Consider the following 13,138-nt stretch of genomic DNA (forward strand, 5'->3'; position numbering starts at 1 on the left):
CGACCGGGCGGTCTACTGCGTCAGGCGCAGCGCGCCGATGCTCGCCTGGATCGTCTGGAAGGCCTTGATCAGGTCGTCCGACGTGTTGGCGAGGAAGTATTGGTCGGCCGACGAGGCGCAGTTCTTCAACAGGGTCTGACCCGCCGCGTCGATCGGGTCGGACGGAATGCTGAATCCGATCGTGTAGATCGAGATGTTCACCGCCTTGGCGTTGCTGCACGCCTCGGCCGTCAGGGCGTCGAGGGCGGAGCGGGCCGTGTTCGCGTCCGCGATGTTCTGGTATTTCGGCGGCATGCGCGGATTGGGTGTCGTGCCGTTGGCGTTCTTGAAGTAGGCGGCCGCAAAATAGAGCGATCCGGTCGGCGCGTACGGATTGGCGCTCCAGCTGTTGGTGCCGTCCGTCATCAGGATGATGACCTTGTTGATCGTCGACGCGTTCGAGCTGTTCGTGCTCGACGCGTAGGGCTGTCCGTCGGCGAAGACGCTGTTGGGCGAGAGCGTGCGCCAGCCCCACATGAACCCTTCATGGATATTGGTCGATCCCAGCGGCGCCATGTTGCTGATGAGGGTCTTCAGGGTCGATGTGTTGTTGGTCAGCCGTTGAAGCGGTTGAGTCGTGCAGCCGAAATTCGGACCGTTCGGGATGCCGAGGGGAGAGGCGGACACGGCGTCCGTCGGGTTGACGTACTTGCACGACTGTCCGAGCGCCGTCGTGTAGGAATTGCTGTTCTGGCAGCTGCCGCCGGTGCGGTCGTCGAGGTAGCTGTTGTAGCTGTAGGCCGTCGGATTCTGGCTGCCGACTGGGAAGGGAGCGACCTGCGCACTGGCATCCCCCGGCTCGTCCGGTGCCAGGAGGGGCACGTAGTAGGAATCCTTGTTCGAGGCGGTTGGCGCGCCGTCCTGCACGTTAAGCGGGTACGACAGCGTTTCGAGGCACCCGGCCCAGCCCCAGGCGCGGTTGACGGCCTGCAGTTTGGCGAAGACGTCGAAGCGGCTCTTGAACGGCGCGGGGGGCGACTGGACAATATTGGTCCAGTGGTAGCTCGATATGCCGTTCAGATCGATCCAGGAGGCGTAGCGGTAGGCCGTCGGATCGACCGCCACGGCGCCGGCGAAGGGCACGATCGCGATCTTGGTCGCGCTGGAGAAGGCCGCGCTGGTGTAGACGTAGTCCACGAAGTTCGCCGCAGCCGACTGCACGGCCTTGAGCTTCGACTGGCCGCCGCTCGATTCCGCCATCGAACCGGTATTGTCCAGCACCAGCGCGATCTCGAAGGTCTTCGGAAGCGGGGTGGCGCATTGCGCCACGGCGCCCGGATTGATCCGCTTGGTGCCGGTGAGCGCGCCGAAGAAGGTCGTCGACAGCTTGTGCGTGGTCAGGGTGATCTTGCGGGGGTTGTTGGTGATGGCCAGAGGATCGACCACGAGGTTCGCGGTCCCCATGGCGCCGGTCATGGTCGTCACGGCGAGGGTGTTGAGGTCGGCCTGCGGCGTGGCGAGCGGCGTCTGGCAGAGGAGCAGGGCGGTGGCATCGGTCGCGGCCTGCAGCTTCGTCTCCAGCCGTGTGGCGAACCCGTAATCGATCGCCGCGCCGCCGAGCATCAGCATCGGCACGCTGAGGAACGCGAACAGCAGCGCGACGTTGCCGCCGCGATCGTGGAAGAACCGGGGTCGCCGCGGCTTGGGCGCGCTGTCAGGACGCACGATTAACCACTGTGCCATCGCAATTCGCGTGTTTGGTGTCCGGAAGGACGACCTCGGTGTACGTGTTGGCGCCGTAGGCCTTTCCGCCGCGGGTCGGCCAAGGCGCACTGCTCTTGAATGTGATCGTGCCGCTGACGCCCTTGGCGAGCTTGACCAGGGTGCTGCCGATCATCGGCGCGTAGCTGATGGTGACTTCCGCCTGGACGTAGCGCATCCCCGGCGTCAGGTAGCCGTCCGGGACGGTGAGGTCGGCCGCGGATCCGGGGCTGCGCGCGGTGGCGTTGGCGTTGGCGACGCTGGAGCAGACCAGCGGAACCGGGCTCGGGTTCTTCAGGTCGACGCCCATGGCGCTGACCACGATCGTGACCTTCGACGTATCGAACGGGCGCATCACCGCCGTGGCGGAGGCGATGATGTCGTTCATCAAGGTGGGGCTGATCGGGTTCTGCGTGTCGCCCTGCGCCGTCAGATCCGCCACGGTGCGGGCGAGCTGCGTGAGCTTGCGCCACTCGTCGATGGCGTGCGCCACCTCGGTCATGCCGGCCCAGATCGCGAGCAGGAGCGGCAGGATGACGGCGAACTCGACCATCGCGCCGCCACGCCCGTCGCGCCGCAGCCGCGCTGCCTGGCGGGCTAGGACGGAGACGACGGGCATGGGCTCCCTCCGACGATCTGGTAGGGCTCGGTCCGGAACACCGCGGTGGAGGTCAGAAGGCTCGATCCCGCTGCGGAGCCGCTGGTGAATTGCCGCGTGTTCAGACCCATCAGGTTGAAGAAGGTCGGGAACGGCACCGCCGCGGTGACGATCACGATCGTCCCCGGCGAAGCGCATTTGTAGTTGCTGCCGAAGCTGGTGTTCCACGTACCCGTCGCGGTATCGATCGGCTTGGCAGCGGTGGCATTCGCGAAGCTGCTCGCCGTCGCGACGTCGATCTTGACGTTCTGGCAATTGAAGACCGTGGCGACGGGCGTGCTGGCCGGACCGCACATCCGGGTCTTCAGGGCCGCGAGCAGGATCGCCGGATCGGTCTGACCCGCCGTGTCGAGCTGGAACTGGCCGGTGAAGATCGTCCGGACCGCGTTCTGCAGGGCGCGATCAAAGTTCTGCGTCGCCCAGATCTGGAAGGCGATCTGGATGACCGCGCCGCACAGCGCGAGAAAGGGCAGCGCCACGAGGGCGAATTCCACCGCGGCCGCGCCGCTGGCGTCACGCCCCAGGCTCTTCAGCAGACAACCTGACGTCGCTTTGCTCCGCGCGCTGAAGTGTCTTCGGGCGTTCATGAGCAAGCAGATCAGTCAGACATGGCCATACAAGTCGATGTGAGGCCAAGATTTTGCAAAACTCTTAATTCGATCGGCGAGAGCTGGTTTATCCAGGGACTACTACTTTTGGTTGTATCGATGCGGGCGATCGACGAGGCGCCGTTGACCCGATTGGCTTGCGCACCAAGTTCCCTCTGCGCAAGCCCCACCGGAGACCCGCATGAGAGGCCCACCGACCGCGCTCCTGCTCGGCGCGATGGCGCTCGCGCTCGGCGCCTGTGACGCGCCGAAGCCGGGGCCGGCAGGACCTCCGGGTGCGACGGGTGACCGGGGGCCTCCGGGGCCAGCGGGGCCTGCGGGCCTGAACGGAGCGACCGGGGCACGCGGTCCCACGGGCGAGACGGGTCCGGCCGGGCCGCCCGGTCCGCCGGGGCCGTCGATGAGCAGCCAAGTGCGCCTGGATGTGGCCTGTCGTCGTGACGAGGAATTGATCGGTGCCTATTGCCGGGGCATGGCGGTTTTGCCGTCCGTGACACAGACGGACGGTATATCCACCGTCGGCTGCCTCGACATGACCGCCAAGGCGGCCAAGGATGCCGAGCCCGTCGCGGTCTGCATGAAGAAGCCATGAGATTCGTCGTTCCCGCTCTCCTGGCCGTGCTGGTGTCCGGTACCGCCTGTGCACAGCCCTTCGTCCCGACGGAGCGCGCGGCGATCGACCTCGTGCGTGACCGGCGCACCGCCGGCTTCACCACGGTGGCGCGGACGCTGGCCTATGCCGAGCGCGTGACCGGAGGTGCCTTCCGGTTCGGCGGGTACCGGGTCGATTATCGCCCTGACGTGCCCTTCGCCCGGGTGCGGATCTGCTATCGGCTCGGGATCGACCCGCCAAATTGCGGCCTCGCGTACCGCGTCGCGGTGAATCCCCCCCATGTCGAGCCCGCCGACCGCTACAACGGCTTGGCGCGGGATCTGGAGCATGGCCCGCAGGCGTTCCTCCGGGCTTTGGCCCGGGAGGCCGATCTCCAGCGGCAGCCGGACGTCCTGCGGAAGGTCCAGGCTGCGCTCGAGCCCTACAACCCCTACGACTGGCGCTGAGAGCGGGAGCGCCGTCAGAGCAGGCGTGGCCAGCGCAGAAGCCGCTCCGGCGCGAAGGCGGCCACCGGCACCGCCGGCGTGCGGCCGGTGGCGAGATCGGCGACGATCTCGCCGGTGATCGGCCCGGTGGACAGCCCGATATGGCCGTGGCCGAAGGCGAACAGCAGGCCGGTGTGACGCGGTGCCCGGCCGATGACCGGCATCCCGTCGGGCGTCGATGGGCGGGAGCCGAGCCACGGCGCGTTGTCCAGGGGCCCGCCGAGCCGGAGCGTTCCGGCCGCTTCCCGGGATGCCGCCTCGATCTGGGTATGATCGGGTGCGGCGCGGCGGGCGTTGAGTTCCACGCCGGACAGGACCCGCACCCGGTGGTCGCCCATCGGCGACAGGATGGAGCCGGCCCCCGTGTCGAGGACTGGCCGGGTCAGCGGCGGGCTGTCCGGATGCAGGGCGTAGTGACGATGGTAGCCGCGCTCGGCCGCCACCGCGAAGCGATAGCCGAGGGTCCGGGCGATCGCTCCCGAGGCGGCGCCGGCCGCCAGGACGACCTGGCGGGCCTGCACCGTGCCGCTGTCGTGATCGATGCGCCACCCGCCCGCCTCGGGCGCCAAGCGGGCGACGTGGCTGCGCAGGCGGCGACCGCCGAGAGCGTCGAACAGGGCTTCGCAGGCCTCGATGAGACGGCCGGGCTCGCGCACCGAGCCGGTCTCGGTCAGCAGCATCCCCCGCGCGTAGGGCCGCACCAGGGCCGGCTCGAGGGCGCGCAGGGCCGCCGTATCGAGGATCTCGAAGGCGACGCCGTGGCTCGCCAGGATCTCCCGCTCCAGGGCCGCGGCCGCGAAGGCCGCCTCCGTGCGATAGGCCTTGATCCAGCCGGTCCGCTGGAGCCGGTCGCCGGTCCCCGCCCGGGCGGCCAGCCGCTCATGGGCCGGATAGGCGGCGGTCGTCAGGGGGAGCAGCGCCGCTGCCGCGCGGCGCCACCGGGATGCGCGGGCGGCCGCCAGGAAATGCGCCGTGTAGGGGATGATCCGCGGGAGATGCGCGTAGTGCAGGCGCAGGCCGCAATCGGCGTTGCGCAGGTAGGCCGGGAGCTTGCCCCAAAGGGCGGGGCTCGACATCGGCAGGATCGAGCCGCGGCTGACCACGCCGGCATTGCCGTAGGAGGTCCGGGCTCGGGCCTCGCCGGGATCGCACAGGACCACGTCGAGGCCGCGATCCTTCAGCGCGATGGCGCTGGCGAGGCCGACCATCCCGCCGCCGACCACCACGATGTCGGCCGTCCCGTCCGTCGCCATGCCGCTCATATCCCGCACCGCACCACGCGCGCCCTTCTGACGGGTTTTCCGCCTCCTGGGTAGCGGGACTCCGCAGAGCGGTGCATCGGTCCGGGGCCGTCATGAAGTCCCGCGCACATTCCCGCAGAGATCGGCTACAGAGCGGTCCATGACTCTCGTCCGCTTCGCACCGTCACCGACCGGCTACCTCCATATCGGCAACGCCCGGCCGGCCCTGCTCAACGCCCTGTACGCCCGCCGGACCGGGGGGCGCTTCCTGCTGCGGCTCGACGACACCGACGCGGAGCGCTCCACGGAAGCCTTCGCCGAGGCGATCGCCGAGGATCTCGCGTGGCTCGGCATCGTGCCCGATCTGTTCGCGAAGCAGAGCGCCCGCAAGGCGCAGCATGACGCTGCCGCCGACCGCCTCCGCGCAGCGGGCCGGCTCTATCCCTGCTACGAGACGCCGGAGGAGCTGGAGCGCCGCCGCAAACGCCAGCTCGGACGCGGCCAGCCGCCGATCTACGACCGGGCGGCTTTGCGGCTCACCGCCGAGGAGCGCGCGGCGTTCGAGGCCGAGGGCCGCCGCCCGCATTGGCGCTTCCTTCTGGAGGCGCGGACCGTCACCTGGGACGATCTCGTCCGCGGTCCGGCCCATGTCGACTGCGCGTCCCTGTCGGACCCGGTCCTGATCCGCGCCGATGCCAGCTATCTCTACACGCTGCCGTCGGTGGTGGACGACGCCGATCTCGGCGTCACCCACGTCATCCGCGGCGAGGATCACGTCACCAACACCGGCGTGCAGGTGCAGATCTTCGAGGCCCTGGGCGCTACCGTCCCGGTCTTCGGCCACCACAACCTGCTGACGACCGCCGACGGGGAAGGGCTGTCAAAACGCCTCGGCCACCTGTCGCTGCGGGGCCTGCGCGAGGCCGGCTACGAGCCCGCGGCGGTCCGCTCGCTGGCCGTGCTCACCGGCTCGGCCGAATCCGTGCGGGCTGTCCCGGATCTCGACACCCTCGCGCGTCTCGTCGACCTCGGCGAGATCTCGCGGGCGCCCGCCCGGTTCGATCCGGCGGAACTCGACGGCCTCAACGCCCGACTGATCCACGCCATGCCGTACGCGGAGGCGGCCGCGCGCCTCGCCGATCTCGGGATTCCGGCGGATCGGGCCGAAGCCTTCTGGCTGGCGGTCCGGGCCAATCTCGGCCGTGTCCCCGAGGCGGCCGATTGGTGGCGCGTCGTCGCCGGCCCGGTCGAGCCTGTCCTCACCGAGCCGGCCGTGATCTCGGCCGCTTGCGAGACCCTGCCCCCGGAGCCATACGGCCCGGACACCTGGAAAGCGTGGACGACGGAGATCCGAAGCCGGACCGGCGCGAAGGGGAGGGGCCTGTTCATGCCGCTCCGCCTCGCGCTGACCGGGCTGGAGCACGGCCCGGACCTCGCGGGTCTGCTGCCGCTGATCGGACGGGCACGCGCGGCGCGGCGTCTGTCCGGCGAGACCGCTTGAGCTACGACGCCTCGGTTTCGGCGAGACGGCTCGCGAGCAACTTGTCGACGCGCCGGCCGTCGAGATCCACGACCTCGAACCGCCAGCCGGCGATGTCGCAGGTCTCGCCCGTCTCCGGTAGGTGCTGGAGCACCGCGATGACCAGGCCGGCGACCGTCGCATAGTCGCGCGAGGGCGGGAGACGCAGGCCCAGCCGGTCGGTCAGTTCATCGACCGGCATCGAACCCGCGATCAGCCAGGACCCGTCCGGGCGGGGTACCGCGTCCGGCTCCGTATCCTCCGACAGGAACGCCCCGGCGATGGCATCGAGGATGTCGGCCGGGGTCACGAGCCCGTCGAAATGTCCATACTCGTCGTGCACCAGGGCCATGGGCACCGAGGCCCGGCGCAGCGTATCCAGGGCGTCGAGGGCATCGAGCGTGTCCGGAAGCACCGGGGCCGCGCGGACCTGCGCGCGCAGGTCGAGGGGCTCCCCCCGCGACAAGGGGCCGATCAGGTCGCGCAGCTGAAGCACGCCGATCATCGCGTCGGGGCCGCCATCGGCGACGGGCAGACGGGCATAGGGGCTGGCGAAAATGCGTGCCCGGACGGTCTCCGGATCATCGGCGAGATCGATCCAGGTCACGTCGGTGCGCGGAGTCATGACGCCGCGCACCAGACGGTCGCCGAGGCGCAGGACCCCGGAGATCATCGCCCGCTCGTCGCCCTCGATGACGCCCGCGGTCTCGGCCTCGGCCACGAGACTACGGATCTCCTCCTCGGTCACCGCGCTCGCGCTTTCTGTCTCCTGGCCGATCAGCCGGAACACCGCCCGCGTCGAAGCGTCGAGGAGCCACACGGCCGGCAGAGCCGCGCGCGAGACCACCCGCATGCCGGGCGCCACCATGCAGGCGATCCGTTCGGGGTTGCGCAAGGCGAGGTGCTTGGGGACCAGTTCGCCGATGATCACCGACAGGTAGGTGATCACGCCGATCACCAGGGTGTAGCCCAATGTGTCGGCCCAGCCCTTGCCCAAGCCCAGATCGATCAGAATCAGGGCGAGGCGGTCGCCCAGAGCCGCGCCCGAGACCACGCCGGAGAGGATGCCGATCAGCGTGATGCCGATCTGAACGGTGGACAGAAACCGCCCCGGCTCCTCGGCCAGCGCGAGGGCGGCCTTCGCGCCGGCGCGGCGCTCCTCGGCCAAGGCGCGCAGCCGGCTCTTGCGAGCCGAGACCAGGGCCAGCTCCGACAGCGAGAAGACGCCGTTGAGCGCGATCAGCAGGACGACGACGAGGAGCTCGATCAGACCGGATCATTGAGCCGGGACCCCGCTGGGCGGGGACGGCTTCCTCTGGTGGCGCGGTCCTGCAACATGGGGATGTGTCCGCGACCGTTCAACGGCCAAGCCTCGGGGTCGCCTCGATCAGTGCGGCGTCGAGCAGGAAGCTGCCATCGGCCTCGATGCCGAAATGGGCGGTGATTTCGGCGGGCGCCGTAGCCTGAAGGGCGCGGATCGCCGCGACATGGATCTCCGGCGTGCGCATCCGGGCGATCCAGCTGGCGAAGTCCATGCGCGGCCGGCTCGCCATCACGGCGCCGGGCTCGAACCCGGCCGCTTCCAAAAGGGCGCGCCATTCCGAAACCCGGTAGTCGCGCACGTGCGAGGGGTCGCGCAGCAGCTCCACGGCCTGCAGGTGCGTGTCGAGCAGCGGATCCTCCGGAGCGACGATATCGCTGACGACGAGCAGGCCGTCTGCCCGCAGCACCCGCCGCGCCTCGGCCAGCGCCGCCGGGACGTCGCGCCAGTGGTGGGCGCTGTAGCGGGTCAGCACCGCGTCGAAGATCGCGTCCGGGAAGGGCAGGGTCTCGGCGCCGCCCTGCCGGGTTTCGATCCGGTCGAGACCCCGCCGGGACGCCTCGGCGGAGACCGCTGCCAGCATGTCAGCCGAAAGATCGTAAGCCGTGACGGCGGCGCCGGCGGCGGCGGCCGTGAAGGCGACATGGCCGCCGCCGCAGCCGAGGTCGAGGACCTGGGCACCCGGCCGCGCGCGCAGCAGAACGCCGATCCGGTCGAGGTCGGCGCCCGCCGCGTGCACGGCGCTGGTCACGTAGGCGGAGGCCTGCGCGCCGAACTGGTCGACGACATGTCGGGCGTGGCTGCGCGCGCTCATGGGCGGATCTCCTGGTTCGGATCGCGCGGGGCGGGCGGTGGCACAGCCGCAGGGCGACGATCAGAGGCGACCGTACAGGCTGCCTGGGATCAGCACCACGCCGTTCCATCCGACCGAGTGGTTTCCCATCCACTCCTGCCACCTGCCTCGAGGCAGGGCAGCGCCCCGGACCGTGGAGCGCCGCGCAGGGCAAATCTGCGCGGCGACCGATTCAGCGCGGCGGCTGCGCCGACGGAGGCGGAGGCGCTGCCTGTCCCTGATCCGGACCCTGCTGCAGCAGAGGCGTGATCCGCTGGACCACGACACGGCGGTTCTCCCGGGATGGGCCCTGCGTGTTCACCTTGAGATACTGCTCGCCGTAGCCCTGGGTGGTGAGATTGCCCGGCGGCACCCGGAATTGCTCCGTGAGCACGGTCGCCACCGATTGGGCACGCCGATCCGACAGCGAGAGATTGTCGATGTCGGAGCCGACCGCGTCGGTGAAGCCCTCGATCAGGAAGACCTCCCGCGGATTGGCCTGGATCGCGCGGTTCATGGCCGCGGCGATCACCGACAGCTTGGCCGCCTGATCCGGCGTCACGGTGAACGAGCCGGTATCGAAGGTGATCGTGTTGATGTCGACCGAGCGCAGACGGGCGCGGAGGTCCGGGCTGTAGCGGATCTGATCGAGGGTGTAGCGGCGTTCGACAGGGACAACCGGCGGTGCCGTCAGCGCCTCGTAGACCTCCGCCTCGTCGGCCTGGGCGTAGTCCACGATGTAGCGGTCCCGCGGGATTCGGATATCGGGCGGCGGCAGCGCCACCACGTCCTCGTAGATCGGGCGCAGCGGACCGGAATAGCTGTTGTCGATCAGGACGACCTCCCGGCCGTCGGGGTAGCGGCTGTAGCGGCGCAGCAGCCGGCCGTCATCGTCGGTGACGGTGACGATCTGGCCGCCGCCGGACCACGCGACGTAGCTGTAGAATTCGGCGCCCCGACGCTCGAACCGGTAGCCGCGCGGGTCGAGGTCGCGGAAGCGCTCGTTCTCGTCGTGGCGGATCAGGTAGCTGTCGCGATCCCGCACGATGATGCGGCCCGGCTCCCGATAGTAGGTCCGGCCATCCTCGACGAATTCGCGGCGGTCGCTGCGGACCTGCTCGAAATCGCGCACCGTGTCGTTCTGCCGGAAGCCGCCGGGGACGTAGCCCGGCTGGCCCGGCCGGTTGAAGGCACCGGGGCCGGGATCTACCGGCCGGCCGGGGCCACCCACCGGCGGCTGTCCCGGCGGCACGCCTCCGGGGGGCGGAGCCTGTCCTGGCGCCGCGCCCTGTCCCGGCGGCACGAACGGGCGGCCCGGGACGCCCGGGGCCATGTTGGGCGGGAGCGGTCGTCCCGGCTCGGCGCCGGGCGCGCCGTTCGGCTGGGGCTGCCCGCGCCCTTCGGGTTGGCCTCCCTGAGGCTGGAACGGCCGCCCCGGGACCCCCGGAGCCGTGTTGGGCGAGCCCGGCCGGCCGGGCTCTGCGCCCGGGCCGGTATTCGGCTGCGGACGGTTCTCGGGCTGGGCATCCAGACGCTGGGACGGTCTGCCGGGCCCGTCCGGCGTCGCATTGGGCGCCTGCGGGCGCGCATCGGGGCCGCCTTGACCGGCCGGTCGCTGGCCGGGAGGCCCACGGTCGGGTGTGGCGTCGCGCTGTGCGGGACGGTTCGGGGGCGTCTCCGGGGCCGCGCGATCCCGGTCCGGTGCCTGACGCTGCTGCGGCGGTGCCGGCGGCCGCTCCGGCTTCGGCTGAGGAGCAGGACCCTGGTCCCGATCCGGCGCCTGTTGCCGCTCCGGGCCGGGCCGCCCGGGCGCTGCGCGGTCCTGAGGCCCGCGATCCGGACGATCCGGCTGCTGCTCCCGGCGCTCCTGCTGGCGCTGATCCGGCTGGCGCTGCTCCTGCTGCCGATCCTGGCGCTCCTGCTGCCGCTCCTGTGCCGGAGGGCGCGATGCCGGCGGCTCGGGACGGCGCTCGGGCCCGCGCTCCCGCTGAGGCTGCTCAGCCTGCGGTGCACGCTGGGCCGGCGGTTCCGGTCGCTCGCGCGGCGGCGGTGCGGCGCGCTCCGGCCGGGGCTCCGGTCGGGGCTCGGGGCGCTCACGTCCAGCCGGCGGACCCGGCTGCGGGCCGGGCCGCTCCTGCGGCGGCCGCTCCGGGCGCGGTCCGCCGTGTGGCGGCTCGCCGCCGCGGGGGCCGCGCTCCTCCGGTCCACCTTGTGCGAGGTGGAACCGGCCCGGCTCGGCTCCGGCGGGCTGCATGAGCGTGAGGGCCGGCAGCACCGTGCCGGTGAGGAGGATCAGGCGGAGCAGACGCATCGCGGTCCCATGTCGGTTCAGGCCGACCCGAACCCGGAACGCGGCATTTGGTTCCCCCGCGCGCGGGCGGGGGAGGTCTCAGGGCGTGAGGCGCTTGGGGACAGCGACGACGTCCGGCGCGATGATGCGCACGGCAACGTGATCGGGTTTCGCCGCCGCCGGCTCGGCCTTTCCGGGTTCCTCCGGTGTCAGGCCAGCCTTCGTGTCGACCCCGGCGCGACCGGCCACATCGGCGGCGAGTTCGGCCGCGGTCCGGTCGGCCCGTCCCACCAGGGTGAGGCGCACCTTCGGCCGGGACAGCGCCTCGGCCTGCATCGGCGTGACGAAGATGTCGCCCTTGTGCCGGACCAGCATGCTCTCGGCCTTCACCAGGGACTGGGCCCAGCTCTTGCCCTCCGGCTTGCACGAGCAGTTCGGAACGAATTCTTTGCGAAACTTGAAGGCGTTGGCGAGGCTCGCATAGGCGCGGCTGCCTTTCACCGTGGCGGCGTGCTTCAGGGCATCGTCGCCATACGGCATCGAATAGGCCTGTGCCTCGGTCCCCGGGCACAGGGCCTGGCACATCTCGTCGGCACCGCCGCGTCCCTCGGGCAGGTTCTTCAGGGGGAAGAAACCGCCGTCGCAGGTGCGCACGCAGACCGTCTGCGGGCCGCCCCGGGCATAGGCCTCGCCGGAGCCGGCATAGGTCTCGCGCGGCGGGCAGGTGGAGGCGACGAGCCCCTGGAGCTCACGCTTCCGGGCGCCGCTGTCGTCGATCACGGCGCCGCCATAGGTGGCCTTGAGGGCGCGGATCCGCTGCTCCACCGCCCCGCATTGCGGCGGTCGCGTGTCGAAGAACAAAAACTTGCCGCCCTCGCAGTTGAGGCCGCGGAAATAGGCCTCGAGCCGCCCGATCTCGTCGTTCAGGGCGCGCGTCGTGCTGGCGCCGGTCTGGAGCGAGGCCAGCTCCGCCCGGTACCGCCGGCACTGGGGCGACGGCAGTTGCGGCGCCGGCCGTGCCTCGGTCGGCGGCGGGCTGGGAGCCGCGTCCTGCGCGCGCGCGGCGGTGGCGAGGGGATAGGACAGTCCGAGGGCTATGGCCGCGCTCAGGACGAGGCGGCCGAACGTACGGACGATCGGGCGGTGAGGCATAGGCTGCATCGCGTTGATCGGGTGCGCGGCGATCCGGAGAATCCAGGCCCGCGCGCATCCGCGCTTCGGAACCGAAGCAGAGCCATTCTACGCCCCCTCGCAAGACCGCGACACCCCTCCTACATCCGGCCGGCAAGCGTGAGGGGGAATTGGCCAGTGATGTTGTTTCGGAGTCTCACCTATGTCGGGCTGTTGGCCGTGGGCTTGGCCGCAGCCGGTCCGGCCTCGGCGCAGGAGCCGGATCGCATTTTCGACAAGTCGACGGTCTGGCGGCCGCTGACCCCCAACGACAAGCTCGTGGTCTACGGCGTGGACGATCCGGCAGTCTCGGGGGTAGCCTGCTGGTACACCCAGCCCGAGAAGGGCGGGATCAAGGGCACGCTGGGCCTCGCCGAGGACGTCTCGGACATCTCGCTGGCCTGCCGCCAGACCGGGCCGATCGCCTTCAAGGGCAAGCTCAGCCAGGGTGAAGTCGTGTTCAGCGAGCGTCGGTCGCTGATCTTCAAGTCGATGCAGATCGTCCGCGGCTGCGACGCGAAGCGCAATACGCTGATCTACATGGTCTATTCGGACAAGGTCATCCAGGGCTCGCCGAAGAACTCGACCTCGGCCGTGCCGCTGGCGCCCTGGGGCACCGAACCGGCGCAGAAATGCGCCGACTTCATGAAGTGAGCGGAGC

The 13,138-nt window shown here is 70.6% G+C and carries 12 protein-coding genes; 4 read left to right on the forward strand and 8 right to left on the reverse strand.

Annotation, left to right across the window (positions count from 1 at the left end; all coding sequences use genetic code 11):
* Positions 1 to 12 precede the first annotated feature (12 nt).
* From P9K36_RS30090 to P9K36_RS30100, 3 genes are read right to left on the reverse strand one after another with little or no spacing between them, the layout of a single operon-like run.
* Positions 13 to 1,722, reverse strand: a complete 1,710-nt coding sequence (locus P9K36_RS30090) for a TadE/TadG family type IV pilus assembly protein (RefSeq protein ID WP_278306328.1) — start codon at positions 1,720 to 1,722, stop codon at positions 13 to 15.
* Positions 1,694 to 2,359: a TadE/TadG family type IV pilus assembly protein gene (locus P9K36_RS30095; RefSeq protein ID WP_043760461.1), complete on the reverse strand. Its 666-nt coding sequence runs from the start codon at positions 2,357 to 2,359 to the stop codon at positions 1,694 to 1,696. The genes P9K36_RS30090 and P9K36_RS30095 overlap by 29 nt, the downstream gene beginning before the upstream one ends.
* Positions 2,338 to 2,985, reverse strand: a complete 648-nt coding sequence (locus tag P9K36_RS30100; RefSeq protein WP_078947025.1) for a TadE/TadG family type IV pilus assembly protein — start codon at positions 2,983 to 2,985, stop codon at positions 2,338 to 2,340. The genes P9K36_RS30095 and P9K36_RS30100 overlap by 22 nt, the downstream gene beginning before the upstream one ends.
* Before the next feature lie 421 nt (positions 2,986 to 3,406).
* Between P9K36_RS30100 and P9K36_RS30105 the strand changes: the two genes are divergently transcribed.
* Together P9K36_RS30105 and P9K36_RS30110 are read left to right on the forward strand one after the other, a co-directional pair.
* Entirely contained in the window at positions 3,407 to 3,598 is a 192-nt protein-coding gene (locus P9K36_RS30105) for a hypothetical protein (RefSeq protein WP_236953027.1), read from the forward strand.
* On the forward strand, positions 3,595 to 4,065 hold the full coding sequence (locus P9K36_RS30110) for a hypothetical protein (RefSeq protein ID WP_043760465.1): 471 nt from the start codon (positions 3,595 to 3,597) through the stop codon (positions 4,063 to 4,065). The genes P9K36_RS30105 and P9K36_RS30110 overlap by 4 nt, the downstream gene beginning before the upstream one ends.
* A gap of 14 nt (positions 4,066 to 4,079) precedes the next feature.
* Here P9K36_RS30110 and P9K36_RS30115 read toward each other — a convergent pair whose 3' ends face one another.
* Positions 4,080 to 5,357, reverse strand: coding sequence for an FAD-binding oxidoreductase (locus P9K36_RS30115; protein ID WP_043760467.1), 1,278 nt, complete (start codon positions 5,355 to 5,357; stop codon positions 4,080 to 4,082).
* Between the two features lie 148 nt (positions 5,358 to 5,505).
* On the opposite strand from P9K36_RS30115, the gene P9K36_RS30120 reads away from it, so the two are divergent.
* Positions 5,506 to 6,846, forward strand: coding sequence for a glutamate--tRNA ligase (locus P9K36_RS30120; protein WP_043760469.1), 1,341 nt, complete (start codon positions 5,506 to 5,508; stop codon positions 6,844 to 6,846).
* A 1-nt stretch (position 6,847) separates the two neighbouring features.
* On the opposite strand, the gene P9K36_RS30125 is transcribed toward P9K36_RS30120, so the two are convergent.
* The 4 genes from P9K36_RS30125 to P9K36_RS30140 form a co-directional block, all read right to left on the reverse strand.
* Positions 6,848 to 8,134, reverse strand: a complete 1,287-nt coding sequence (locus P9K36_RS30125) for a hemolysin family protein (protein WP_043760471.1) — start codon at positions 8,132 to 8,134, stop codon at positions 6,848 to 6,850.
* Positions 8,135 to 8,222: 88 nt separating this feature from the next.
* Positions 8,223 to 8,999, reverse strand: coding sequence for a class I SAM-dependent methyltransferase (locus P9K36_RS30130; RefSeq protein WP_043760473.1), 777 nt, complete (start codon positions 8,997 to 8,999; stop codon positions 8,223 to 8,225).
* A gap of 211 nt (positions 9,000 to 9,210) precedes the next feature.
* Positions 9,211 to 11,328 carry an OmpA family protein gene (locus P9K36_RS30135; RefSeq protein WP_043760475.1) on the reverse strand — a complete coding sequence of 706 codons (2,118 nt, stop codon included), beginning with the start codon at positions 11,326 to 11,328 and terminating at the stop codon, positions 9,211 to 9,213.
* Between the two features lie 78 nt (positions 11,329 to 11,406).
* Positions 11,407 to 12,459: a DUF2865 domain-containing protein gene (locus tag P9K36_RS30140; protein WP_043350524.1), complete on the reverse strand. Its 1,053-nt coding sequence runs from the start codon at positions 12,457 to 12,459 to the stop codon at positions 11,407 to 11,409.
* Positions 12,460 to 12,618: 159 nt separating this feature from the next.
* Between P9K36_RS30140 and P9K36_RS30145 the strand changes: the two genes are divergently transcribed.
* Positions 12,619 to 13,131 carry a CreA family protein gene (locus P9K36_RS30145; RefSeq protein ID WP_043350523.1) on the forward strand — a complete coding sequence of 171 codons (513 nt, stop codon included), beginning with the start codon at positions 12,619 to 12,621 and terminating at the stop codon, positions 13,129 to 13,131.
* The last annotated feature ends 7 nt before the right edge of the window (positions 13,132 to 13,138 follow it).

It is taken from the genome of Methylobacterium sp. 391_Methyba4, assembly GCF_029691625.1.
Classification (GTDB): domain Bacteria; phylum Pseudomonadota; class Alphaproteobacteria; order Rhizobiales; family Beijerinckiaceae; genus Methylobacterium; species Methylobacterium fujisawaense.

Coding starts and splice junctions, on each gene's coding strand:
- P9K36_RS30090 (WP_278306328.1), bottom strand. CDS start 1,722: ATGGCACAGTGGTTAATCGTGCGTCCTGACAGCGCGCCCAAGCCGCGG.
- P9K36_RS30095 (WP_043760461.1), bottom strand. CDS start 2,359: ATGCCCGTCGTCTCCGTCCTAGCCCGCCAGGCAGCGCGGCTGCGGCGC.
- P9K36_RS30100 (WP_078947025.1), bottom strand. CDS start 2,985: ATGAACGCCCGAAGACACTTCAGCGCGCGGAGCAAAGCGACGTCAGGT.
- P9K36_RS30105 (WP_236953027.1), top strand. CDS start 3,407: ATGAGCAGCCAAGTGCGCCTGGATGTGGCCTGTCGTCGTGACGAGGAA.
- P9K36_RS30110 (WP_043760465.1), top strand. CDS start 3,595: ATGAGATTCGTCGTTCCCGCTCTCCTGGCCGTGCTGGTGTCCGGTACC.
- P9K36_RS30115 (WP_043760467.1), bottom strand. CDS start 5,357: ATGGCGACGGACGGGACGGCCGACATCGTGGTGGTCGGCGGCGGGATG.
- P9K36_RS30120 (WP_043760469.1), top strand. CDS start 5,506: ATGACTCTCGTCCGCTTCGCACCGTCACCGACCGGCTACCTCCATATC.
- P9K36_RS30130 (WP_043760473.1), bottom strand. CDS start 8,999: ATGAGCGCGCGCAGCCACGCCCGACATGTCGTCGACCAGTTCGGCGCG.
- P9K36_RS30135 (WP_043760475.1), bottom strand. CDS start 11,328: ATGCGTCTGCTCCGCCTGATCCTCCTCACCGGCACGGTGCTGCCGGCC.
- P9K36_RS30140 (WP_043350524.1), bottom strand. CDS start 12,459: ATGCCTCACCGCCCGATCGTCCGTACGTTCGGCCGCCTCGTCCTGAGC.
- P9K36_RS30145 (WP_043350523.1), top strand. CDS start 12,619: ATGTTGTTTCGGAGTCTCACCTATGTCGGGCTGTTGGCCGTGGGCTTG.